Genomic DNA, 25,420 nt, shown 5'->3' with positions numbered 1-25,420 from the left:
AGGCATCGTGAGGGTCGCCCTCGTTCCGTTCGGCTCACGCGGCGACGTGCAGCCCTTCCTCGCCCTGGGCAGCGCGCTGCGCGCCCGCGGGCACGCGGTGGACCTGGTCACCAGCACCGATTTCCAGGACCTCGCCGACGAAGCGGGGCTCGACCTGCGTCCCACCCCGGTCACCACCGGTGACTTCTTCGCGATCCCGGAGGTCGTCGAGTCGCTGCGCCGGAGCCCGTCGGTGGCGCGGATGACCCGCAGGTTGCCGGGCACCAGCCCGGAGGCCTACGCCAGCCTGCTGGAGCGCATCGACGCGGCCTGCGCGGACGCCGACCTCACGGTGAACGCCGTGTTCACCAAGGGGATCAGCGTCGCGCGGGAGCGGCCGTGGTGCGGCACCTCGTGGTGGCCGATCACGGCTACCCGCGAGTTCCCCGCGTTCGGCGCGCCGGAGCTGCCGCTGGGGCCGCTCTACCACCGCCTGAGCCACCTGGTCGCCGAACAGCTGGAGTGGTCGCGGGCGCGGCCGATGGTGAACGGCTTCCGCGCGCACCGGGACCTGCCGCCGCTGGGCCACCGCTCCCCGTACGGCTCGCTGGGCGCGCGGGAACCGATGCTGTACCCGTTCAGCCCGACGATCGTGGCTCCGCCGGCGGACTGGCCGGGCAACTGCCACGTCACCGGGTACTGGTTCTGGCGGCGCAGCTGGGAACCACCGCGGGAGCTGGTGGAATTCCTCGACGCGGGGCCGCCGCCGCTGATCGCGACCTTCGGCAGCACCTGGCCGGTGCACCGCGCGGAGCTGACCCGCGCGGCGCTGATCGCGGCGGCGGAGCGCACCGGCAAGCGGGTGATCGTGCTCGGCGGGCCCGAGGAGCCGCTGCGCGAGGGCGACCTGCGGCTGGGCGAGGTCGACTACGAGTGGCTGCTGCCGAAGGCGGCGGCGGTCGTGCACAACGGGGGCTTCGGCACGATGGCCGAGGTGCTGCGGGCCGGGGTGCCGCAGGTCGTCGTCCCGACCTTCGCCGATCACCCGTTCTGGGCGGCCAAGGCGCACCGGCTGGGGGTCGCGGCGAAGCCGGTGCCGTTCGCCTCGATGCGGGTGGAGCAGGTGGCCCGCGCCGCGCAGGAGGCGGTCGGTTCGCCGGTCATGGCGGCGAGGGCCGCCGCGGTGGGCTCCCGGGTGCGGGCGGAGGCGGGCGCGGACCGGGCCTGCGAGGTCATCGAGAGCTGGTACGAGCGGTTCCAGGCGGGAGGGTGACCGCCTCCCCGGTCGCGGGTGCGCGTGCTACCGCAGCTCCAGCAGGCTCGTGACGGCCTCGGCGGGCGAGGGTTGTGCGCGCATCTCCGCGGCCAGGCGCCGCGCCGCCGAGCGGACCGCGTGGTCGTGCAGCACCCCGCCGAGCGCGTCGCGGACGTCGCCGAGCTCGCTGCCGCCGGCCAGCAGCGCGGCGGAGCCGTGCGCGGCGAAGCGGGAGCTGGCGGCCTCGTGCTCGTGCATCATGCTGAGGATCAGCTGGGGCACTCCGCAGCTCGCCGCGGTGAACAGGGTGCCCGATCCGCCGTGGTGCACGACGGCGGAGCAGGTGGGCAACAGCGCGTTCAGCGGCACCGAGCCGACCCGCACGCCTGGTGCGCCCGCCACGCGCTCGGCGTCCGCGCCGCGAGCCGCGACGACCACCTCGACGTCCAGGCCGAGCGCCTCGATCGCCTCCAGGACGCGGGGCACCCCGAAGTACTGCTGGCCGAGCGTCCGGGTCGAGGCGAGTCCCCAGGTGACGCAGACGCGCGGGCGGGCGGGCGGCTCCCACAACCAGTCCGGCACGATCTCCTCGCCGTTGTACGAGGTGTAGCGGGTGCGCACGGTCCCGGGCGCGCCCGGGACCTGGAGGCTCGGCGGGCAGGGGTCGACGGTGCGGGTGGCGAGGTCGTCGGCGGGTTCCACGCCGTGCCGCTCGAACAGCTCCAATAGGCGCGGTGGCCAGGGCAGCGCGTCCCACGGCACCCCGCGCACCGGTTCCGCGCGGTCGAACCCCGAGCCGGGCAGCCGGAACCAGCGCGGCGAGTCGACGCCCCACAGGTGGCGCACCGGCACCGCCCCGGCCGCGTGCGCGGCCAGCGGACCCGCGTAGGCCAGCGGATCGGAGATCACCAGGTCCGGCCGCCAGGCCCGGCTGAAGGAGACCAGGTCGTCGGCCATCGCCGCGGCGATCCGCGCGTAGTTGTCCAGCGGTCCGGCGACCAGCGCGGCCATCAGCTCGCCGACGTCCGATTCGTCTCCGCCGCGCAGCCACGCGCCGTTGCGCTCCGGGGCGGCCACCAGTTCGGGCCGGGTGCGGACGTGCACGACCGGGAGCCCGGAACCGTCGACGGCTCCCGACATCTCCGCGCCGGTGGCGACCCGGACGTCGTGGCCGGCGATCCGGAACGCCCACGCCAGCCCGACCGCGGGGAAGTGGTGCGTGGGGAAGGGCAGCGGAACGAACAGGATGCGCACCGGTTCTCCTCGCGACCGTCCTGCGGCGCCGGGGATCCAGCGGCGCTCGCGCACTCAAGCACGGGCCGCGATCGCCGGGCAACGCCGACGGGGTCGCGCTCGAACACCGGTGGTTTTCCCGGAGATCGCGCGCGTCGTAGCCTCCGGCGAGGAGCGGATTTCGGGGGGTTGGCATGTCCATTCCGGGCAACGGCGGGATGTCCTCGGTGCTGCCGCTGGCGGCCGGTTCGGCGGAGCGGTTGGGGGAACTGGTCGAGCACCACCTCGACCTGGCGCTGCGGCAGGGCGATCGGCCCGGTTTCGGCCAGCTGTGCCGCAGCGCCGCGACGGGTCGGGGCCCGCACCGGATGGCGTTCGTGGCCGACGGCTACCCGGCTCTGGCGCGACAGCTCGCCGAGGCGCGCACCACTGCCCCGCCGCCGGTGGCCGCGGAGCCGGGCGGCGTCGTGTTCGTCTTCGCGGGGCAGGGATCGCAGTGGGCGGGGATGGGCCGCGAACTGCTCGCGACCGAGCCCGCGTTCCGCGCGGCGCTGCACGAGTGCGACCGGGCCGTGCGGGAGCAGGCCGGGTTCTCCGTCGTCGACGAGCTCACCGGCTCCCGGCTGCGGGAGATCGACGTGCTGCAACCGGTGGTGGTGTCCCTGCAGATCGCCTGGGCGCGGTTGTGGGGCAGCTGGGGCGTCCGGCCCGCGGCCGTGGTCGGGCACAGCATGGGGGAGATCGCGGCGGCGCACGTGTGCGGCGCGCTGGACCTGCGGGACGCGATGACCGTGGCCTGTCGGCGCAGCGCGCTGCTGCGGCGCATCACCGGCAAGGGCGCGCTGGCGATCACCGAGCTGTCGGAGGCCGCGGCCGCCGAGCTCGTCGCCGGCACCGGTGGCCGGGTGAGCGTCGCCGGGTGCAACGGGCCGGAATCCACCGTGCTGGCGGGGGATTCGGCGTCGCTCGACGAGCTCGTGCGGGTGCTGGAGCAGCGGGGGGTCTACTGCAAGCTGATCCGCAACACGGTCGCCTCGCACAGCCCGCAGGTGGAGGAGCTGCGCGCGGACCTGCTCGACGCGCTGGCCGGGCTGCGGCCGGGGCGGGCGCGGGTGCCGATGCGCTCCACGGCGACCTCGCGGGTGCTGGAGGGCCCGGAGATCACCGCGGAGTACTGGATGAGCAACCTGCGGGAACCGGTGCGCTTCGCCGACGCCATCGCGGCGCTCGCCGCCGCCGGGCACCGCGACTTCCTGGAGATCAGCCCGCACCCCGTGCTGCTGTCGGCGATCCGGAACTGCCTGGAAGCGGCGGGCGTCGAGGGCCGGGCGCTGGGGTCGGGGCGCCGGGACGGCGAGCGGGACGCGGCGCTCGACGCCCTGCGCGCGCTGCACGAACTCGGCTACGACCCGGACTGGCGGGCCGTGCACGCGACGGCGGAGGCCGTCGCGTCCGGCCCGGAGCTGAGCCCGTACCAGGCGGCGCTGTACGACGCGGTGTTCGCCGCGCGGTAGGCGTCACCGCCGCACGGCGACGTGCTGGCGGTAGCTCCGCATCGGCAGCCCGCGCATCCAGGGCACGACGCCGAGCCGGTGCAGCAGGCGGATGGTGCGGTCGGGGCGGTAACCGGCGAAGACCCCGCCGAACATCACCGTCCGGCTGTGGGCGGCGATGCGCCGGGCCAGCGGGGACATCCGCTCGCGGGCCAGGGCGCGGTGGAAGTGGCTGTCCGGCGCCATCCGCCGCCGGATCGCGGCGCGGACCTGCTCGGAGAGGTCGACCTCGTGGACCGGTTCGAGCCCGGCGGTGCTGGTGGCGAGCCGTTGGAAGTGCGCGCTGCGCTGCCGGGTGAACACGTCGATGTGGGTGAAGTGCCCGCCCGGCCTGAGGACCCGGGCGACCTCCTGCAGGAACCGCCCCAGGTCCGGGTAGGTGTGCGAGCTCTCGACGTTGATCACCAGGTCCACCGCGCCGTCGTCGAACGGGAGCTGCTCGGCGTCGCCGTGCACGAACCGCAGCTGATCGCCCCGGGACAGCAGCGCGTTCGCCCGCCGCACCGCGCGCTCCGAGAGGTCGAGTCCGATGAAGCGGGTCTCCGGCAGCAGGCGGGACAGGAAGTTCAGCCCCTCCCCCGGCCCGCACCCGACCTCCAGCACGGTCCGGCCCGCGTGCTCGGCGAACTCAGCCGGGACGCCGCGCAGCGCCTGGAAGTACAGCTGTTCGCTGAACCCGTCGGTGCCGAACCGCCCGAAACCGGGCAGCAGCCGTTCGACCTCGTCGGCCACCTCCTGATCGTGCATCCCCCAGTTCCACAGCTCGTGGCCGGAGGCCCGTTCCACGGCGAGGTCGTAGATGGTGGCGCTGGCCCGCTTGAGCCGCTCGGCCTCCGGGCCGCGGCGGGTGGGTGCGTCCTCGTCGAGGTTGATGGCGGCCAGCCCGGTGCTGAACGCGGTCATGATCTCGGGTGTGCTCACGTCGTCGGCCTCCAGCCGCGGGAGTGCGGGTCGTTCGGGTGCCCGTCAGCGGGCGGGGGTGTCGCCGCGGTGCAGGCCGGTGCCGTCGGGGACCTCGGCGGGATCGGTGCCGTTGAGCACCGGCCGGTTCCGCTGGTCGACGAACACCACGCGCGGGCGGTGCTCGCGGGCCGAGTCCTCCGGAACCGCCGCGTAGGCGATGACGATGACCAGGTCTCCGGGGCTGATCAGCCGGGCGGCGGCGCCGTTGATGCCGATCACCCCGCTGCCGGCCGGGCCCTCGATCACGTAGGTGGACAGCCGGGCGCCGTTGTCGACGTCGACCACGTCGACCTTCTCGCCCGCCAGCAGGTCGGCGGCGTCCATCAGGGCCCGGTCCACGGTGAGCGAGCCGACGTAGTGCAGGTCGGCCTGCGTCACGGTGGCGCGGTGGATCTTGGACTTGAGCATCTCGCGGTAGATCACGTCGCTCCTCCGCTCACCAGGCCACCGGGAGCTCGTGCACCCCGTAGATGATCATTTCGCTGCGGGGGCGGACCTCCTCGGCGGGAACCGCCAGCCGCAGCCCGGGGAACCGCTCGGCCAGCGCGGTGAACGCGATCCGCAGCTCGATCCGAGCCAGCTGCGCACCCACGCACTGATGCACGCCGTGCCCGAACGCCAGGTGCCCCACCGGTTCGCGGGTGATGTCCAGCCGGTCGGGTTCGGCGCACAGCGCGGGATCGCGGTTGGCCGCCGCCAGCGACAGCGAGATCGCGTCGCCCGCGGCGAACCGGTGGCCGTCGAACTCGAAGTCCTCGGCGGCCGCGCGGATCGACCCGGCGTGCACGATGGTCAGGTACCGCAGCAGCTCCTCCACGGCGCGCGGCGCCAGTTCCGGGCGGTCCCGCAGCGCGGCGAACTGGTCGGCGTGGGCCAGCAGCGCGTACGCGCCGAGGCCGATCATGCTGGTGCTGGTGTCGTGCCCGGCGGTCAGCAGCAGGCTGCCGACGGTGACGAGCTCCTGGTCGTCGAGCGCGCCGCTGGAGACCAAGGTGCCCAGCAGGTCGGTCGTGGGGTCGGCGCGCTTGGCGCGCACCAGCTCCAGCAGCAGGTCGCGGGTCTCCGACCAGCCCGCGATGGCGTCCTCGGCGCTGTTGTGCACGCTGAACAGGGCCTCGGTCGCGCGCAGGAAGCGGTCCCGCTGCCGCGGCGGCACTCCCAGCAGCTCGGAGATCACCAGGGCGGAGACGGGTTCGGCGAACGTCCGCACCAGGTCCGCCGGCGGCCCGGCGGCGGCCATCTCGTCCAGGTGCGCGTGGACGATCTCGGTGATCCGGGGCTCCAGCTCGCGGGTGCGCCGGACGCTGAACCACCCGGCGATCAGCTTGCGGTAGCGGGTGTGCTCGGGCGGGTCCATCGCGGTGAACATGCCCGGCGAGACCTCGGTGCGCTCGGCTGCCATCGCCATCGGGATCGGCGAGCGCAGCAGGTCGCCGCGGGAACTGACCGCCTTCTCGGCCAGCAGCCCGCGCACCTGGTCGTGGCCGGTGATCAGCCAGCCGACGTGGCCGTCGGGGAAGGTCATCCGGCTGATCGGGTGCCGCTCGCGCAGCTCGGTGAGCTCGGGCGGCGGGTCGAAGGGGCAGCGGCGGGCCATCGGCAGGCCGGGTGCGGTGGGCGGTGCTTCGGACATCCGGGACTCCTGGGGAGCGTGGGTGGGGCCGGTTCAGCTGAGGTGGACCGGAAGGCGGGGCATCGGGGCGAGGAACCGGGGCTCGATCTCCTCGGCGGGCACGGCCAGGCGCACCTCGGGGAAGCGGTCGAACAGCGCGGTCAGCGCCACCTCGCCCTCGATCTGGGCGAGGTTGGCGCCGAGGCAGAAGTGCGCGCCGTGGCCGAACCCGAGGTGGGGGCAGGTCGGGCGGGCGAGGTCCAGCTCGCCCGGATCGTCGAACTGCCCGGGGTCCCGGTTGGCCGCGGCGAGCACGACCTGCACCGCCTCCCCCGGCTGCACGGTCACCCCGTCCAGGTGCACCGGTTCGGCGGCGAACCGGCGGAAGGTGTGCTTGACGGGCGCGGTGTGGCGCACCAGCTCCGCCACCACGGCGCTGATCGGGAGCTGCCCGGAGCGCATCAGCGCCAGCTGGCGGGGGTGGCGCAGCAGCGCGAACACGCCGAGCGCGATCAGGTTGCGGACCGTGTCGTGCCCGGCCTGCACCAGCACCATCGCCAGGGCGACCAGCTCGTCGTCGGAGAGCCGGTCGCCGTCGGTGTCGCGGACCCGGACCAGCTCGGAGATCAGGTCGTCGCGCGGCTCGACGCGGCGCGCCTCGACGAGTTCGCGGGTGATCGCGGCCATGCCGCGCACGGCGGGTGCGAACTGCTCCGGGTCCGGGCGCAGCGCCGCGGCCAGCGTCTCGCTCCAGGTCCGCCACTGCTCGCGGTAGCCCTCGTCCACGCCGAGCAGGTCGCAGATCACCGAGATCGCCAGCGGGTGCGCGTACCGGTCGATGAGGTCCGGTTCGGGTTCGGCGGCCAGCTCCTCCAGCAGGCCGTGCGCGATGCGTTCCACCGCGGGTTCCAGGCGCCGCATCCGGCGGGCGGACAGCGCCGGGGTCACCAGCCTGCGCACCCGGGAGTGATCGGCCCCGTCCATGGTCAGCAGGGTGGAGTCGAACATCTCCACCACGTCCTGCGGGATGCCCCGGCTGAGCATGCTGCGCACGTGCGAGTCGCCGGGCGGGCGGCTGGTGAAGCGGGCGTCCGAGAGCACCGCGCGCACGTCCTCGTGCCGGGTGACCACCCAGATCGGGGTGCCGTCGGCGAACCGGCCCCGGCAGATCGGGCGCGGTGCCGACATCCATCGGTGCCCCGCCGCCGGATCGGTGATGAACGCCGTGTCGGACAGGTCGAACTCGGTCTCCTGCGACGACGTGCTCCCAGCGGTCATCAGACGGCCACCTCCTCCCGCCCGGCCACCGCCGGGACGACGGTTGCCGCCGCGGACGTCCCGCGGCGGAGTCCGGACACGATCTCGGCGGCGCCGGACATGAGTCGCCGCGCGAGGTCGTCGACGTGCCGGTCCTGCCAGCGCTGCTGCGGCGTTCCGCGCAACCAGCGGTTCGCCGCGCCCAGCGCGGGGCCGCAGCTGATCTGGTAGTCGGCCTCGTGCTCCGGGGTTCCCTCGACCGCCAGCCGTCGCGCCCGCCGGCAGTACCAGCGGAACACCAGCGCCATCCGGCGCTTCTCGTCGGCGCCGGCACCGTCCCCGGCGCGCGCGCGGATCTCGTCGAAGGTGGCGCCGAGGAACTGCCGCTCCACCCTCGCGCGCACTTCGGCGGGCACCTCGTCCCAGCTGCCGTGGTGGCGCCACAGGTCGTAGAGCCGGTTCGCCCGGGCCGCGAACAGGGTTCCGCGCTTGAGCACCCGCGCCCGCGCGCCCAGCTCGAACAGGTCCCCGAACGGCGCGTGGGCGGTGTCGTGCACGTCGGCGGTGGTGAGCAGGTCCTTCACCGCCTCCCCGAGCCCGCTCTCCGCGGTGGCCAGGTTGATCGAGCCGGTGAGCACGAAGTCCGCGCCGAGCACGAACGCGGCCGCCGCCGATTCCGGGGTGCCGATGCCGCCCGCCGCCCCGATCCGCACCGCCCCGGCGACCGGATCCCGCGCCGCGAGCTCGTCGTGCAGCCGCAGCACCGTCGGCAGCAGGGCGGACAGGACGCCCAGGTCGGTGTGGTCGGCGCAGTCGCCGACGACGCAGACGTCCTCGGCGACCGCCAGCCGCCGTCCCGCTGCGGCCTCCTCGGCGCTGAGTTCGCCTCGGGTGACGAGGCGGTCCACCAGCTCGGCGGGGGCGGGCAGCAGGAACGCCCGGGCCTGCTCGGGCCGGGTGATCTTGGCCAGCACCCGGTTGGGGGCGCGCACCGAACCGTCCGGCAGCACCCGGCTGCCGCGCAGCCGGTAGCGCACCAGCTCGGCGGTGAGCTCGACGTAGGAGGACGCCTCCGCGCAACGCACCTCGTGCCGCAGCAGCAGCTCCACCAGATCGCGCTCGGCCTGCTCGTCGTAGGGGTCGTGGGTGAGGTTGAGCCCGAACGGGGCGTCGGCGGGCAGCTCGGCGCGCAACCGGGCCAGCGCGGCGTCCACCCGCTCGACGGGCAGTCCCGTGGTGCCGAGGAACGACAGCAGACCCGCGCGGGCCATCCGGGCGACGAGCTCGACCGAGCCGATGCCCTCGTGCATTCCTCCGGCGGCGTAGGCGAGCCGGGTGCCGTGGGCGCGGCGGAACGCGGCCGACCCCAGCTCCGGGGCGCTGCCCGCGGCGGCGGGGGCGGGTCGGGCCGGGCGGGGAACGTCGTCGGCGCGGACGGGTGCTCCGGTGGAGCCGGTGGGCGGCGGGGGTTCGGACTGGATCTTCGCGATGAGCTTGGTCAGCACCTGCCCCGGACCCAGCTCCCGCACCCGCAGCTCGCCCAGGCCCAGCAGGCGGCGGATGCTCTCCTCCCAGCGGACCGGGCTCTCGATCTGCCTGCGCAGCGTGTCCGCCACCTCTCCGGCGGCGTAGGGGCGCGCGTCGACGTTGGCGATCACCGGGATCTTCGGGGTCGCGAAGGACGTCCCGGCCAGCACGTCGGCGAACTCGGCCGCCGCGTCGGCCATGTACCGGCTGTGGAAGGGGGCGCTGACGTTGAGCGGTGCGCACCGCGCGCCCTCGGCCGCGCACAGCGGCGGGACCCGGTCCAGCTCCTCGGCCGGTCCGGCCAGCACGGTCTGGGTGGGGGTGTTGAGGTTGGCCAGGTCGATCCCGGTCAGCCCGTTCTCCCGCAGCAGCGCCGCGAGCCGGTCCGCGCCGATGCCGGAGACCGCGGTCATCCGGCCGCCGGTGGCGCGGCTCATCAGCCGGCCGCGTTCGCGCACCAGCCGCAACCCGGTGGCGAAGTCGAAGGCACCGGCCGCGAACAGCGCGTCGTACTCGCCCAGGCTGTGCCCCAGCACGTAGTCCGGGAGCCGGTCGCCCTCCTGCACGGCGGCCAGGTAGGACAGCGCGTTCACCACGTACAGCGCGGGCTGGGTGAACTCGGTGCTGCGCAGGCGCCGCTGCGGGTCCTCGACGCACAGCTCGCGCACCGAGTAGCCGAGCACCTCGTCGGCCAGCGCGGTCAGCTCCCCGAACCGGTCGAACAGCTCCCGGCCCATGCCCTTGCGCTGCGCGCCCTGCCCGGGGAACACGTAGACGCTGAGCGGCTCGCGCGCGTGCTCGTCCACTTCGGACTGTTCGGGGGTCACGGTCCTCACCTCGGCTTCGTCCTGGGGTTCGGGATGGCGCGGCCGGGCCCGCGGCACCGCCGGTGCGGGGCGCAGGGCGGCGAGAACGGCCTCGAACAGCACCTCGTCGCGCGCGTACGGCGACAGCAGCGGCAGCGCGGTGGGAGCCCCGGGCAGCGCCCGCACCAGGTTCGCCAGCGAACCCGCCGGGCCGAGGTCCAGCAGCACGCGCGCACCGTCGGAGCGCACCCGCTCCAGCGCTCGCGGCAGGTCGAACGGCGCCCGCAGCACCTGCCACAGGTGTTCGGGATCCGGGGCGCCGACGAAGTCACCCGTCGTCGCCGAGATCACCGGGATCCGCGGCGGGCGCAGCGGAAGCCCGCGGATCAGCTCGGTGAACTCCGCGCGCACGGGCTCCAGCAGCGCGGAGTGGAACGGGAACGGCACCGGAAGCCGCTGGTGCAGCACTCCCCGCCCGGTGAGCTCCGCGGCGAGCCGGTCGAGGTCCTCGGCGGGCCCGGCGAGCACGACGTTGGACGGTGAGTTGACCGCGGCCACCTCCGCGTCACCCAGCGGGAGTTCCGCCAGCGACTCGGTGCCGTCGAGCACGGCGAGCATCCCGCCGCGCGGGCAGCGGGTCTCGAACAGCTCGACCTGGCGCAGCATCGACGACAGGCAGTCCGCGGGATCCACCGCTCCGGCCACGGCCGCGGCCACGATCTCACCGAGGCTGGCGCCGAGCACCACCTCCGGTTCGCACCCGCGCGCCCGCAGCATCTCGGCGGCCGCGAACTCGACCATGAAGATGCCGGGGTGGCTGAGCCGGAAGTCGGTCAGCGGCCGGGCGGGCGAGCGCTCCGGAGCGTAGAGCCCGGCGAGCACGGAATCGCCGCGCTGGTGCTGGACCACCTCGTCGAGCTCGTGCATGGTGCGCCGGAACACCTGGTCGTGGTCGTAGTACCACCGGCCCATCTGGTGGTACTGCGAACCCTGCCCGGCGAACAGGAAGGCGGTGCCGCCGCGCACGGCTCAGGCCAGCGCGCAGTCGAGGAGCTTGTGGCCGGTGGCCAGCCGCGCCACCTCGTCCACCTCGAACCCGGCTTCGGCGAGCGCCCCGCGCATCGCTTCCTCGTCCAAGCCCAGTGCACCCTCGTCGCAGGCGATCGCCTGGAACATCGCGCGCCAGCCGTCGAGGTCGGTCTCCACGAGGGGTTCCAGCACCAGCAGCCGCGGCCGGGTTCGCTCGGTCCGGCGCATCGCCTCCCCGACCACCCGCAGGATCCGCACGCAGTTGTCGTAGGTCCAGTCGTGCAGCACGTTCTTGAGCACGTACCGGTCACCGCCCGCGGGGACCTCGGCGAAGAAGTCCGCGGGCTGGAAGGAGATCCGGCCCAGCACGTCCGGCGCGGCGATCGCCGACAGCACCTCCCGGCCCCGTTCGCAGACCTCGGCGCGGTCGGCGACCACGCCGCGCAGCTCCGGGCGCGCGGCCAGCAGTCCGGGCAGCAGCCCGCCGCTGCCGCCGCCGACGTCGACGAGGGTGCGCACACCGGTGAAGTCGTAGCGTTCGGCCAGTTCGGCCGCGACCGGCCGGGCGAGGTCCACCATCCCCTGATCGAACAGCTCCGACAGCTCCGGCCGGGCGTTCAGGTGCTCGTAGAGCGAGGCGCCGAAGACCTCGCGGAATCCGGACTCACCGGTGCGCGCGGTGTGCTCCAGCCCGGCGAAGGCGTCGGTGTAGAAGCCGGCGGCCAGCATCGCGAAGTGCCGCTGGGTGTACGGGTGGTCGCTGCGCAGCGCGTCGTAGGCGTCGGCGAGCCGGAACGAGCCGTCGGGCTGGCGCTCCACCACACCGGGAACGGTGAGCATCTGCAACAGCCGGTGCAGCACCCCCGGGTCCAGGTCGAGGCGGCGGGCGAGCTCGGCGGTGGACAGCGGTCCGTCGGCGAGCTGGTCGGCGATGCCGAGGCGGGCGGCCGCCGCCATCGCCCGCGCGAACCAGCCGCTGATGGCCAGCTTCAGGATCTCCACGACGTTCTCCTCAGGTTCCTCACGGGATGGGGGCACCGGGCGGGCTCGCCTCGGCTCCGGTGCTCAGCTCGCCGACCGGGCGGGTGCTCGTGCTGCCGGCTCCAGCGCCCGGGTCTTCGCCGCCAGCGCGTCGGGGGTGGGGTTCTCGAACACGTCGGAGAGCTTCAACCGCACCCCGACGTCGGCGCGGATCCGCTCGGCCAGCTCCGCCGCCAGCAACGAGTGCCCGCCGCTGGTGAAGAAGTTGCTCGCGCGGCCCAGTCCGGCCCGGCCCAGCAGCTCCCGCCACAGCTCGGCGTAGTGGGCCGCCAGTCCGTCCTCGGGTTCCTCACCGGGCTCCGCGCCCCCGGCGGCCCCGGCCGCGCGGTCGGCGTCGGCGCGGCGCGCCAGTTCCAGGTAGTCGACCTTGTCGCTGCCGGTCCGGGGGAAGGACTCCAGCGCGGTGAAGCGGTGCGGCACGACCGCGGCGGGCAGCGCCGCCCGCGCGTGCTCCCACAGCTCGCCCACCGCCTCCGGCCGGTGCGGCATCCGCAGGAACGCGGCCAGCACCCCGTCCCCGCCGGGATCCCCGGCGACGACGACCGCCGCCGCGGCCACCTCCGGGTGCGCCTGGAGCACCGCCTCGACCTCGCCGAGCTCCACCCGGTTTCCGCGGAGCTTGACCTGGCGGTCGATGCGGCCGTGCAGGTCGATCCGGCCGTCGGGCAGCCACCGGGCCACGTCCCCGGAGCGGTAGAACCGCCCGTGCACCTCGTCCACGCCGAACCGCTCCGCGGTCAGCTCCGGGCGGGCGTGGTAGCCGGGTCCGACGCCCACCCCGGCCACGCACAACTCCCCCCGCACCCCGACCGGCAGCCGTTCGCCGCGGGGGCCGGCGATGAACACCGAGGTGGCGGCCACCGGGGAACCGACGTCCACCCGGTCACCGGGCTCGCCGGGAACCTCGCCGGCCGTCGCCCAGATCGTGCTCTCGGTCGGCCCGTAGACGTTCCACAGCCGGGCGCCCGCGGCCACCAGCCGCCGGGCCAGCCCGCTCGGCAGCGGTTCCCCGCCGCACAGCAACCGGCGTCCGGCCAGCAGCGCGCCGAGGCGGTCCGCGACCAGCCGCCAGGTCGTCGGGGTGGCCTGCAAGAACCCGATCCCGTGGGCTTCGATCGCCGCGGCGAGCAGCGCGCCGTCCGTGCGCGCCTCGTCGGGCAGCACCACGGCGTGCCCGCCGCTCATCAGCGGCATCATCAGCTCCAGCGCGGAGGTGTCGAAGCTGAAGGTGCTCATCCAGCCGGTCGGCTCGGCCGAACCCGCCACGCCGAACCGGTCGGCGTAGTCGGTCAGCACGTTGAGCAGGCTGCGGTGCAGGATGGGGATCCCCTTGGGCAGCCCGGTCGACCCGGACGTGTAGATCAGGTAGGCGAAACCACCCGCGTCCGCCGCGTCGGCCGCGGCCAGCGCCCCGCTCGGTGCGCTGCCGTCCTCCTCGACCGCGGGGACCTCGACGCAGGTGCGGTCCCCGGCGAACTCGGCTCCGGGGGCCACGAGCGCGGTGCGGGCCCCGGAGTCCGCCAGCTGGTGATCGATGCGCTGCCGCGGGTGGTTCGGGTCCAGCGGCAGGTAGGTCGCGCCCGCCAGCCAGGTGCCGAACACGGCCGCGGCGAGCTCCGGTCCGCGCGGCAGCAGCAGGGCCACCACGTCGCCCCCGCGCACGCCCGCCGCGCCGAGCCGGTCGCGGACCTCGATCGCGGCCCGCCACAGCCCGCCGTAGCGCACGCCGCGCTCGCCGTCGCGGATCGCGAGCGCACCGGGAGCGGCCTCGACCTGGCGGGCGACGGCGTGCAGCACCGTGCCCTCCGGCGGCGCCGCACCGGTGTCGTTGGCGGCGCCGATGATCGCGCGGTCGCGCTCGCACCAGACCGGCACCTGGCCGATCGGCTCGTCGAGCCGCCCGGCCAGGGTCACCAGCAGCTCGTCGTAGCGGTGCACCATCAGCTCGACGTCGGCCCGCGCGAGCACGCCGGTGTAGAACACCGCCCGGACCGCGGCCGACTCCGCGTCGGAGCTGACGAAGAACTCCAGGTCGAACTGGCTGGAGCCGTTCTCCACCGGCAGCAGCTCGGCGGGGCGCCCGGCCACCTCGAACTCGCGCTGGCCCCGCGCGTGCGGCACGTAGTTGAACGCGTGCCGGAACAGCACGTTGCGCCACTGCGACCCGGTGCGCTCGACGACGTCGAGCAGCTCGTCGGCGGAGAAGTCCCGGTGCGCCACGGCCTCCATGAACGTGGTGCGGGCGGCGGTCGCCAGGGCGCGGAACGTCCCGGCGGGATCGGCGCGCAGCCGCAGCGGCAGCAGGCTGCTGTGGTAGCCGACGGCGTCCGGCGCTTCCTTGCCGCGAGTGTTGAAGGGCGCGCCGACCACGACGTCGGGGCCGGCGCCGTGGGCGGCCAGCAGCACGGCGTAGGCGGCCAGCAGCACCACCGATTCCGGGGCGCGCACCTGCCTGCACAGGCGCCGGACCGCCGCGTGCGCGTCCGGCGACAGCGACCGGGTGAGCTCCTCGCCGCGCAGCGTCGCCGCACCGGGTTCCGCGTGCTGGCAGCGCAGTTCCAGCGCGGCGGGGTCGAACCCGCTCAGCTGTTCCCGCCAGTAGCGCTCGCTGTCCGGGCTGGGGTCCGGTTCCCGCCACGGCGGGACCTCGGCGCGGGATTCGGGCGCGGGGCGCTCACCCCGGGCCAGCGCGGTGCAGTACCCGGCGAACGCCTCGCGCAGCACCTCGGTGGACTGCACGTCGCAGATCGCGTGGTGCAGCGCGAGGCAGAAGACGTCACCGCCGGGCGCGGACAGCAGCATCGCGCGCAGCAGCGGGGACCCGTCGGGCCGGAACGGCAGGGCCACGAACCGGGTCAGCCGCTGCCCGGCGTCCGCGTTCGGCTCCAGCCGTTCGGTCGCGAGCTCGACCGGCAGCTCGTCGACGACCGCTTTGGACAGTTCGGCTCCGCTGCGGTGGAACACCGTCCGCAACACCGCGAACCTGGCCACCAGCAGCCGCAGCGCCTCCTGCGCCACCGCGCGGTCGAGGCCGCCGCGGACCCGCAGCGCGAGCGACAGGTTGTTGGCCCCGGTGCCGGGGACGAACTCCTCCAGCATCCACAGCGCGGTCTCCTTGCGCGTGGCGGGGAGTCTCGGGTGCTCGCTCACGTCAGCTCTCCAGCAGCCGGGCCGCGAGCGCGGCGATCTCCGGGGTTCGCAGCAGGTCCCGGTGCTCGACGTCGAAGCGGGATTCCGCCGCGATCTCGATCGGCGCCACGCCCGGCGTGGTCCGCATCCGGTTGAGCCCGCTGCCCGGGCTGGCGGAGGTGATCACCGTGGCCCCGGCCCATCCCGGTCGCGGATCGAGTCGCGCGGCGATCTCCAGGTAGGCCAGGAACGAGCCGACCAGGGCGATCAGCTCCTCGGCGTAGTCGGCGCCCATCCCGGCTCGGGTGAGCCCGGCGGTGCCCACCGGGCGGAACGCGGCGAACAGCTCGGCGGCGAACTCGCCGGGGCCGATGCCCGGGCGGTCGGCCAGCTCCTGCGCGGTCCGCGCGAGCTGGGCGGTCTCCCGCTCGTCGAGCACGGAGGTCATGTTCCCGATGACCCTGCCGAACTGGAGGTGCACCGTGGGAACGTCGACCAGTTCCGGGTCGAAGACGACGACGCGCGGCGGCCGCTGCCGCCGGGCGAGTTCGGTGGCCAGCGCCCCCGCGAACACCGATCCAGCGCAGTAGCCCAGCACGGCCCGGACCTCGCGGCCGCTCTGGCGCACCTCGTCCAGCCACGGCGCGAGGTAGTCGGCCGGATCCTCGGTGCTGCCCGGGGCGCGCTGCGGCGCGACGGTCTGCCAGAGCTCGACGCCCGGGGGCAGCGCGGGGGCCAGCTCGGCGAATCCGCCCTCGTTGCGTCCGGTCACCGGGAAGTCCGCGGCGAGCACGAGTCCGTCCGCGGCCGGTCCGGCTTCGCGCACTGCGCTCCACACACCGGGATCAGGCATGGGTGGTTCTCCTGTTGGTCAGGGGCGCGGGAATGAATTGCAGCCTAGGGAGATCGCGGGTCCCCTGTCCAGAACTTCCGCGCAATTCACGAACGTCTCGCGGCGGCACAGCGATTCCTTCCTGTCAATCCTGAACAGCTACAGTCGAACACGTTTGACCTGCGGCGGGATCGGCGGTGATCGCTTCGCGGCGCCACCCGGAACGCAATTCGATTCCGCGCCGGCGACGTGGCACCGCGCTATTTAGCGGGCCGGTTTCACGATTCACGCGCGGATTCCTCCCGCCCGTCCTGTCCGGGAGCGGAATTCGCGGCGCCGATGTCCGCGACCAGCCGGTCCGCCAGCTCGCGCGGGGTCGGGCAGTCGTAGAGCACGTCCGCGGGCAGCTCCACCCCGGTGGCCCGGATCAACCGGTCCCGCAGCTCGACCGCGGTGACCGACGACATCCCGAGATCGAGGAATTCCACGTCCGGCCCGATTTGCTCCTGCTCGGAATGCCCGAGCACCTCCCCCGCCAGCGCGAGGACTTCCGCCAGCACCCGGTCGGACCACTCCCCGGCGGGGAGATCGGCGGGTGATCCGGCCAGCGGTTCCGACGGCCGCGAGTGCTGCCGCCGCGGCGTCCCGGACCCGGTGGACAGTCGGACGACCGCCGCCGCCCCGCTCGCCACGAACCGCAGCGCACCGGCCAGCTCGGCCGGGGCCAGCTCGCCGCTCCGCACCGAGACGACCGCGCGTCCCGCTCCGCCCGCCCGCGCGACCGCGTCGGCGGCCTCGGTCAGCGCGGGCGCCTCCGCGTCCGCGCCGCACAGCACGATCAGCACCGGCGCCGCCGCCGCGAACGCGCGCAGCGTCCGCGTGACCACCGCCGGGTCGTCCGCGCCGCGCACCTGGTGCACGACGGCCGCCGCCGTCCGGTCCGGCGGTTCCTGGCCGCCGCCGGGGATCTCGACCGCGGTGCATTCCGGCCAGGCGCGGGCGAGCGCGGCGGCGAGCTCCGGGGGTACGCCGCTGAGCAGGACGGTGCCGCGCGGAGTCCACTCCGGGTCGCCGCCCAGCGCTTCCTCCTCGGTGGACCGGCGGACGAACACGCCCTCCGGACGCACCGCGATCTCCCGCTCGCCGGTGCCGAGCGCGGCGCAGACCCGCTCGCGCACCTTCCCGTCCACCCGATCCGGCAAGTCCACGACCGCTCCCGGAAGCTCCCAGGCGGCCGCTCCGCCCGGGTGCGTCAGCTCGCCGTCGAGGGCCGTGGCGCGCTGGGCCAGGTGCCACAACCGCACCCCGCCGGCCCGCTCCGCCAACGTCCGGGCCGAGGTGGCGTCCCGCAGGGCCAGCAGCGACACCACGGCGGCGGTGCCCGGCGGGACCGTGATCGCGCCGTCGTCGGTGACCACCACCCGCACGTCGGCACCGTGCCTGGCCAGCGCCCCGGCGACCGGATCGGCGAGCTCGTGGCCGTCCCCGGAGCTCGGTGCCACCACCAGGTGCGCGCCCGTGAGCGCGGGGCCGGGCGCGAGCTCCGCCGGACGCCACTCGATCGCGGAACACCGCACCGGAACCGGGGCGCCGCCCCGGGCCACTGCCCGCAGCACCTCCACGGCCGGTTCGTCGCCGCGCAGTCCCAGCTCCCGGAGCGCGGCGTCCGGGTCCTCCGCCAGCAGCGCCAGCGGCCCGGCCGGCACCTCCGCGCGACGGGTCACCGGTTCCGGCCAGTAGCGGCGTCGTTGGAAGGCGTAGCCGGGGAGCTCGACGCGGCGGGCCGAGGTCCCCGCGAAGAACTCCTCCCAGTCCAGCCGCGCCCCGCGCACGTGCAGCGCCGCCAGCACCGCCCCGAGCGAGCCGGAGATGTCGGCACCTGCCCCGGGCAGGGTGAGCACCGGCACCTCCGCGCTGATCTCCGCTTCGCCGATCCGCAGCACGACGTCGGCGTCCGGGAGCCGCGTCCCGGTGGGGCGTTCCGCCGGGCGCGGCCACCGGGCCCAGTGCTCGGGGGAGGTCGGTTCGCCGCCGAACAGCAGGGGAAGGCGCGGTTCGGCGAGCTCGATCCCCTCCACGACGTCCCGGAGCGGCTCGTTCCCCGCGCCGTCCTCGCCCGACTCCCGCGTGATCCGGTCGCGCGCCGCCACCAGCGCCACCGCCTGCCGCAGCGGCAGCACGCCCGCCAGGTGCGCGGCGGCGACCTCCGCCTCGGCATCGGCGGCGAGCCCGCACGGGCGCACGCCGACGCCGCGCAGCAGCCGGAACAGGGCCACCTGGAGGCAGAACTGCGCGGCCGCGGCGAACGGCGGGTCCGCCAGGTCACCTGGCGCGGCCGTCCGCAGCGGGCGCGGCAGGTGCGGGTCGAACTCCGCGGCGAGCTCGTCGAACGCCACCGCGAACGCGGGGAACCGTCCGGTGAGCGCGGGGATCGCGGCGAGGTCGGTCCCGGAGAGCACGAACCCCACCCGGCACCGCTGGTCGTCGCCGCGCAGCACGGCGGTGTCCTCGCGGTCCTCGGCCAGCGCCGCGAGCCCCGCGCGCAGCGCGTCTCGGTCCGGGCCGGTGAGCACCGCGCGGTGCTCCAGCTGAGCCCGCCCGGTCGCCAACGTCCGCGCCACGTCCGAGGTCCGCCACTCCGGATGGGAGTCCACTTCGGACAGCAGGCGCGCGGCCTGGGCCCGCAGCGCCCGCGGGCTCCGGGCCGACAGCGGCCACGGCGCGACACCGGCGTCGGGACCGTCGGCCCCGGTGATCGCCGGGGGTGCCTCCAGGACCACGTGCGCGTTGGTGCCGCTGATGCCGAACGAGGACACCGCGGCCCGCCGCGGCCTGCCCCGCTCCGGCCAGGGCGTGCTGCCGGTGAGCAGCTCCACCGCGCCGGAGCCCCAGTCGACGTGCTCGGACGGCCGGTCCGCGTGCAGCGAGCGGGGCAGCTGCCCGTGCCGCAGCGCCAGCACCGTCTTGATCACTCCCGCGACCCCGGCCGCCGCTTGGGCGTGGCCGATGTTGGACTTCACCGAGCCCAGCAGCAGCGGACCGCCACCGCCCCGGTCGGCGCCGTAGGTGGCCAGCAGCGCTCCCGCCTCGATCGGATCGCCCAGCGTCGTGCCCGTCCCGTGCGCCTCCACGGCGTCCACTTCGGACGGAGCGAGTCCCGCGTCCGCGAGCGCCTGCTCGATCACCTCCTGCTGAGCCGGGCCGCTCGGCGCGGTCAGGCCGTTGCTGGCGCCGTCGGAGTTGACCGCGCTGCCGCGCACCACGGCCAGCACCCGGTGCCCGCTGCGCCGGGCGCGCGAGAGCCGCTCGACGACCAGCACCCCGGCCCCCTCCGACATCCCGGTGCCGTCCGCGCCCGCGCCGAACGGCTTGCACCGGCCGTCCGGGGCGAGCCCGCGCTGCCTGCTGAACTCCACGAACACCGCCGGGGTGGACAGCACCGTGACCCCCGCCGCGAGCGCCGTCGCGCACTCGCCCGCCCGCACGGCGCGCACCGCCAGGTGCAGGGCGACCAGCGAGGACGAGCAGGCCGTGTCCACGGTGAGCACCGGTCCGCGCAGGCCGAGCGCGTAGGCGATCCGGCCCGAGAGCACGCCGCCGCCGACGCCCGGGGCCAGGAAGCCCTCGGCGTCCTGCCCGTCCAGGACCGCCGCGTAGTCCTGGTACATCATCCCGGCGAACACCCCGGTGCGGCTGCCCCGCAGCGACTCCGGGTCGATGCCCGCGTTCTCCAGCGCCTCCCAGGACGTTTCCAGCAGCAGCCGTTGCTGCGGGTCCGTGGCGACCGCCTCGCGCGGGGAGATGCCGAAGAAGGCCGCGTCGAAATCCGCCGCTCCGGGAAGGAAACCGCCGTGGCGGACGTGGCTGGTGCCCGGGTGGTCCGGGTCGGGGTGGTGCAACCGGCCGAGGTCCCAGCCGCGATCGGTCGGGAACGGGCCGATCGCGTCGCCGCCGCGGCTCAGCAGCTCCCAGAACTGCTCGGGCGTGTCGGCGCCGCCGGGGAACCGGCAGCTCATCCCGACGATCACCACGGGGTCGTCGTCGGTCGCCGGCTCGGTCGGGGCGGCGGGCGCGGAGACCTCCGGTCGCCGCCCGGTGAGCGCGGTGCGCAGGTGGGCGGCCAGCGCCTCCGGAGTCGGGTGGTCGAAGACCACCGGCGCGGGCAGCCGCAGTCCGGTGGCCGCGTTCAACCGGTTGCGCAGCTCCACCGCCGTGACCGAGCCGAAACCGAGATCCTTGAACGCCCGGTCCGCGCCGATACGCTCCGCGCCGGAGCGCCCGAGCACCGCGGCGGTGTGCGCCAGCACCAGGTCGAGCAGCTTCGCGTCCTGGTCCTCGGGCGTGCCCTCGGCCAGCCGCCGCCGCAGGTCCTCGCCCGCACCGCTGACCGCGTTCCGGCGGCTCGGGGCCGGGACGAGTCCGCGCAGCAGCGGCGGCACGGCGGTGGGCTGCGCGCGCAACGCCGCCGAGTCCACCCGCAGGGGCACCAGCACCGGTTCGGCGCTGGCGAGCGCGGCGTCGAACAGCCCCAGGGCGTGCTCGGCCGACAGCGGCGGCAGCCCGGCGCGGCTGAAGCGGGCGCGGTCGGCCGCGCCGGTCATCTCGCTGCGGTCGTCCCACAAGCCCCACGCCAACGACTTGGTCGCGTCCCCGCGCGAGGCCAGTGCGTCCAGCACGGCGTTCGCGGCGGAGTAAGCGGCCTGCCCGACCCCGCCCAGCACCCCGGCCGCCGAGGAGAACAGCACCAGTCGGGCGTCCGGGGCGGCCGCCGCGAGCACGCGGGCCGCGTCCACCTTCGGTCGCAGCACGGCGGCGAGGCGCTGCGGCGTCAGCGCGCCGACCAGGGCGTCGTCGAGCGTTCCGGCGGCGTGCAGGATCGTGCCGACCGGGTGCGCGAGCTCCGCCAGCGCCGCGGCGACCTGCCCGGCGTCGGCGACGTCGCAGGCGCGCGCGGTCACCTCGGCGCCGAGCCCGGTCAGCTCGGCGGTCAGCTCGGCGACCGCGTCCGGGCCGCGGCGGCTCAGCAGCAGCAGGTGCCGCACCCCGTGCTCGCGCACCAGGTGCCGGCCCAGCAGCCCGCCGAGGGTGCCCGAGGCGCCGGTGATCACCGCGGTGCGGTCGGGAGCGAAGAGCCGCTCGACCGGTTCCGGCGGTTCCGCCCGCACCAACCGGGGGACGTGCGCGGCGCCGTCGATGACGGCCACCTGCGGTTCGCCGGAGGCCAGCGCGGCGGGCAGCGGACCGGGCCGTTCGCCGACGTCGACCAGCACGAACCGGTCGGCGTGCTCCAGCTGCACCGACCGCACCAGCCCCCACGCGGCGGCGGCGCCCAGGTCCCGCACCACCGGTCCCGCCCCTCCCCTGGTCACCAGCACCAGCGAGGCGGCCGCGACGTCGGCGGCCAGCCACTCCTGGACGGCGCCGAGGGCCCAGGCGGCGGCCGCGGCGGGGTCGAGCTCGGGCGGCACCCCGAGCAGCACCTGTCCCGGCACGTCGCCCGCGCCGAGGAGTTCCGCGAGATCGGCGGCCCGGCGCACGGGCCCCGGCCACGCCGAGGCGTCGACGTGCGGGCCGAGCACCGCGATGGGGGCGGAACCCGCCGGGCCCGCGGTCTCCACCGGACACCACCGCACCCGGAGCAGGTCCTCGGCCCGCTGAAGGGCCGGTGCGGTCGGTTCGCGCAGGATCAGCGCGTCGGCGGTGGCCACCGCCGCACCGGAGGTGTCACCCACCCACAGCGCGGCGGTGCCGTCCTCGTCGAGGCGGAGCCGGACGCGCAGCGCGTCCGCGCCGACCGCGTGCAGCCGCACGCCGCTCCACTGGAACGGCAGCCGGGCGCCGCCGCCGGGGGCGCCACCCACCGCCGCGATCGGGTGCAGCGCGGCGTCCAGCAGCGCCGGGTGCAGCCCGAAGCCGGTGGTGTCCAGATCCGGTGCGGCGACCTCGGCGAACACCTCGGCGCCGCGCCGCCACACCGCGCGCAGCCCGCGGAAGGCCGGGCCGTGGTCGAGCCCGGCGCCGGTCAGGGCCCGGTAGACCTGCTCCGGGGAGATCGGCTCCGCGTCCGCCGGGGGCCACTGCTCCGGCCCGGGGGGTGTCGCGACCGCCGCCGGGGCGAGCACCCCGGAGGCGTGCCGGGTCCAGGAGTCCCCGCCCGCGCTGCCGTGCAGGGCGAAGCTCCGCCGTCCCGCGCGGTCCGGGCCGCCGACGGTGCAGCGGATCCGCACGGCTCCGTCGGCGGGCAGCACCAGCGGCGCCTCCAGGACCAGTTCCTCCAGCAGCTCGCAGCCCGCTTCGTCCCCGGCGCGCAGCGCCAGGTCCACGAAAGCGGTGCCCGGCAGCAGCACCTCGCCGCGCACCGCGTGATCGGCCAGCCACGGGTGGGAGGCGAGCGACACCCGGCCGGTCAGCACCGGTCCGTCGCCGTCGACCCCCGGCAGCACCGCCGCGAGCAGCGGGTGCTCGGCCGGGCTCAACCCCGCCGCACCAGGATCGGTGCCCGCCGCGCTCGACAGCCAGAACCGCTCGCGCTGGAAAGCGGAGGTCGGCAGGTCCACGTGCCCGGCGGGGCCGGGGAAGATCGCCGACCAGTCCGGGCGCACGCCGTGCACGTGCAGCTCGGCCAGCGAACCCAGCACGCGATCCATGCCGCCGTCGTCGCGGCGCAGGGTGCCGACCACCGCCGCCCGGGCGTCCGCGGCGTCGACGGCTTCCTGCGCGCCCAGCGAGACCACCGGGTGCGGCGAGACCTCGACCAGCGCCGTGCAGCCGAGGTCGAGCACGGCCGCCACCGCCGCGTCGAACCGGACGGTCTCCCGCAGGTTCCGGTACCAGTACTCGGCGTTGAGCTCGGGATCCCGCGCACCGGCCCCGCCCACCGCCGAGCAGAACGGGATCTCGGGGGTGCGCGGCCGGATCGGGGCCAGGTCGGCCAGCAACCGGTCCCGGATCGCCTCCACGTGCGCGGAGTGCGAGGCGTAGTCCACGTCGATGCCGCGCGCCCGGACCTCCCCGGCCTCGCACTCCGCCAGCAGTTCCGCCAGCGCCCCGGACTCGCCGGAGATCACCACCGACCCCGGCCCGTTGACCGCCGCCAGCTCCAACCGCCCGCCCCAGCGCTCGATCCGGGCCGCCGCCCGGTCCGCGGGCTCCGCCAGCGAGACCATCCCGCCGCCACCGGCGAGCTCCAGCAGGGCGCGGCTGCGCAAGGTCACCACCCGGGCCGCGTCCGGCAGCGACAGCGCCCCCGCCACGCACGCCGCGGCGATCTCGCCCTGGCTGTGCCCGGCGACGGCGCTCGGACGCACCCCCAGCGAGCGCCACAGCTCGGCCAGCGCCACCAGCACGCCGAAGAGCACCGGCTGCACCACGTCCACCCGGTCCGGGCCGGGCTGGTCCGGTTCACCGCGCAGCACCCCGGTCAGCGACCAGTCCACGAACGGCTCCATCGCCTGCTCGCACTCCTCGACGCGGCGGCGGAACACCTCGGAGGTCTCCAGCAGTTCGGCGCCCATCCCCGGCCACTGCGATCCCTGGCCGGGGAAGAGGAACGCGACCTCGCCCGGCGCGCCGGTGCGGCCCGCCACCACCGACGGCGCGGGGTTGTCGGCGGCCAGGTCGGCCAGCCCGCGCAGCAGCTGCTCGCGGTCCGCCCCCACCACCACCGCGCGGTGCTCCCAGGCGGTGCGGGTGGTGGCCAGCGCCCGCCCGATCGCGCTGAGGTCGAGCGCGGGGCGGGCGGCGAGGTCCCGGTGCAGCGCGTCGGCCTGGTCGCGCAGCGCCTCGGGGGTGCGGCCGGAGACCACCCACGGCAGCGGTCCCGTCCCGTCCGCGACGGGCGCCTCGGGCTCGGGGTCGGCCTGCTCCAGCACGACGTGCGCGTTGGTGCCGCTCACCCCGAACGACGACACCGCGGCCCGGCGCGGGCGCCCGGCCGGGTACCAGGGCTGCTTCTCGGTCAGCAGCCGCAGCGGGCCGTCCCAGTCGACGTGCCCGCTGGGCTCGGCGGCGTGCAGGGTCGCCGGCAGCTCACCGGCCCGCATGGCCAGCACCACCTTGATGATCCCGGCGACCCCGGAGGCGGCCTGGGTGTGGCCGATGTTGGACTTCACCGACCCCAGCCACAGCGGCTGCGCCCGGCCCGGCCCGTAGGTGGCCAGCAGCGCCTGGGCCTCGACCGGGTCGCCGAGCGGGGTGCCGGTGCCGTGCGCCTCCACCACGTCCACGTCCGCGGGACCGAGCCCGGCGTCGTCGAGCGCGGCGCGGATCACCCGCTGCTGGGCGGGCCCGTTCGGCGCGGTCAGACCGTTGCTGGCGCCGTCGGAGTTGACCGCGCTGCCGCGCACCAGCGCCAGCACCGGGTGCCCGTGGCGGCGCGCGTCCGAGAGCCGCTCGACGGCCAGCACCCCCACCCCCTCGGCCCAGGCGGTGCCGTCCGCGTGCGCCGAGAACGGTTTGCACCGCCCGTCGGGGGCGAGGCCGCCCTGCGCGCTGAACTCCACGAACGGCTGCGGGGTGGCCAGCACGGTGACGCCGCCGACCAGCGCGAAGGAGCTCTCGCCCCGGCGCAGCGACTGCACCGCCTGGTGCAGCGCCACCAGCGAGGACGAGCAGGCGGTGTCGATGCTGACCGCGGGGCCCTCCAGCCCCAGCTGGTAGGCGACGCGCCCGGAGACCACGCTCCCGGCTCCGTAGCTGCCCGCGTAGTCGTGGTACATGACCCCGGCGAACACGCCGGTGCGGGTGCCGCGCAGCGCGGCCGGGTCGATGCCGGCGCGCTCCACCGCCTCCCACGCGACCTCCAGGAACAGGCGCTGCTGCGGATCGGTGTGCAGCGCCTCGCGCGGTGAGATGCCGAAGAAGCCCGCGTCGAACCACGGCGCCTCGTGCAGGAAGCCGCCGCGGCCGGTGCTGGTGGTGCCGGGACGTCCGCCGGGATCGTGCAGCCGGTCGAGGTCCCATCCCCGGTCGCGGGGGAACTCCGAGGTGCCGTCGCCGCCGGTCGCCAGCAGGTCCCAGAACCGCTCCGGCGCGGATGCCCCGCCGGGGTACCGGCACGCCATGCCGACGATGGCGACCGGCTCCGCCGCGCGCTCCTCCGCCGAGCGCAACCTGCCCCTGGTCGCCTGGAGCTCGGCGGTCACCCGCCGCAGGTAGTCGCGGAGCTTGTCCTCGTTCGTCATGGCCTGCCTCTCGTGGTGGTCC

At 75.6% G+C, this 25,420-nt stretch carries 12 protein-coding genes; 2 read left to right on the top strand and 10 right to left on the bottom strand.

Annotated elements, in window-relative coordinates; translation table 11 throughout:
* The first annotated feature begins 7 nt into the window (after window positions 1-7).
* Window positions 8-1,252: a glycosyltransferase gene (locus tag ACL03H_RS11310; protein ID WP_412811116.1), complete on the top strand. Its 1,245-nt coding sequence runs from the start codon at window positions 8-10 to the stop codon at window positions 1,250-1,252.
* A 27-nt stretch (window positions 1,253-1,279) separates the two neighbouring features.
* Here the strand turns inward: ACL03H_RS11310 and ACL03H_RS11305 are convergent, their stop codons facing one another.
* Window positions 1,280-2,488 carry a nucleotide disphospho-sugar-binding domain-containing protein gene (locus ACL03H_RS11305; protein WP_412811115.1) on the bottom strand — a complete coding sequence of 403 codons (1,209 nt, stop codon included), beginning with the start codon at window positions 2,486-2,488 and terminating at the stop codon, window positions 1,280-1,282.
* A gap of 173 nt (window positions 2,489-2,661) precedes the next feature.
* Between ACL03H_RS11305 and ACL03H_RS11300 the strand changes: the two genes are divergently transcribed.
* A complete protein-coding gene (locus ACL03H_RS11300; protein WP_412811114.1) occupies window positions 2,662-3,981 on the top strand; it encodes an acyltransferase domain-containing protein in 1,320 nt (439 codons plus the stop codon).
* Window positions 3,982-3,984: 3 nt separating this feature from the next.
* Here the strand turns inward: ACL03H_RS11300 and ACL03H_RS11295 are convergent, their stop codons facing one another.
* The 9 genes from ACL03H_RS11295 to ACL03H_RS11255 all read right to left on the bottom strand — a co-directional run bounded on the left by ACL03H_RS11295 (window position 3,985) and on the right by ACL03H_RS11255 (window position 25,398).
* Window positions 3,985-4,941 (bottom strand): class I SAM-dependent methyltransferase, encoded by a 957-nt coding sequence (locus tag ACL03H_RS11295; protein WP_412811113.1) that lies wholly within the window; start codon window positions 4,939-4,941, stop codon window positions 3,985-3,987.
* Window positions 4,942-4,986: 45 nt separating this feature from the next.
* Entirely contained in the window at window positions 4,987-5,403 is a 417-nt protein-coding gene (gene panD, locus ACL03H_RS11290) for an aspartate 1-decarboxylase (RefSeq protein WP_412811184.1), read from the bottom strand.
* A gap of 16 nt (window positions 5,404-5,419) precedes the next feature.
* On the bottom strand, window positions 5,420-6,616 hold the full coding sequence (locus ACL03H_RS11285) for a cytochrome P450 (protein ID WP_412811112.1): 1,197 nt from the start codon (window positions 6,614-6,616) through the stop codon (window positions 5,420-5,422).
* Between the two features lie 33 nt (window positions 6,617-6,649).
* Entirely contained in the window at window positions 6,650-7,873 is a 1,224-nt protein-coding gene (locus tag ACL03H_RS11280; protein WP_412811111.1) for a cytochrome P450 family protein, read from the bottom strand.
* Window positions 7,873-11,211, bottom strand: a complete 3,339-nt coding sequence (gene fabD / locus ACL03H_RS11275) for an ACP S-malonyltransferase (RefSeq protein ID WP_412811110.1) — start codon at window positions 11,209-11,211, stop codon at window positions 7,873-7,875. The genes ACL03H_RS11280 and fabD overlap by 1 nt, the downstream gene beginning before the upstream one ends.
* 3 nt (window positions 11,212-11,214) lie before the next feature.
* Window positions 11,215-12,216 (bottom strand): methyltransferase, encoded by a 1,002-nt coding sequence (locus tag ACL03H_RS11270; RefSeq protein ID WP_412811109.1) that lies wholly within the window; start codon window positions 12,214-12,216, stop codon window positions 11,215-11,217.
* Between the two features lie 63 nt (window positions 12,217-12,279).
* Window positions 12,280-15,405, bottom strand: coding sequence for a non-ribosomal peptide synthetase (locus ACL03H_RS11265; RefSeq protein WP_412811108.1), 3,126 nt, complete (start codon window positions 15,403-15,405; stop codon window positions 12,280-12,282).
* Between the two features lies 1 nt (window position 15,406).
* On the bottom strand, window positions 15,407-16,237 hold the full coding sequence (locus ACL03H_RS11260) for a hypothetical protein (RefSeq protein ID WP_412811107.1): 831 nt from the start codon (window positions 16,235-16,237) through the stop codon (window positions 15,407-15,409).
* Window positions 16,238-16,494: 257 nt separating this feature from the next.
* A complete protein-coding gene (locus ACL03H_RS11255) occupies window positions 16,495-25,398 on the bottom strand; it encodes an SDR family NAD(P)-dependent oxidoreductase (protein ID WP_459561774.1) in 8,904 nt (2,967 codons plus the stop codon).
* Window positions 25,399-25,420 lie beyond the last annotated feature (22 nt).

The sequence above is a fragment of the Saccharopolyspora antibiotica genome (assembly GCF_047200635.1).
Classification (GTDB): domain Bacteria; phylum Actinomycetota; class Actinomycetes; order Mycobacteriales; family Pseudonocardiaceae; genus Saccharopolyspora_C.
This window is presented reverse-complemented; position numbering and strand designations above follow the sequence as displayed.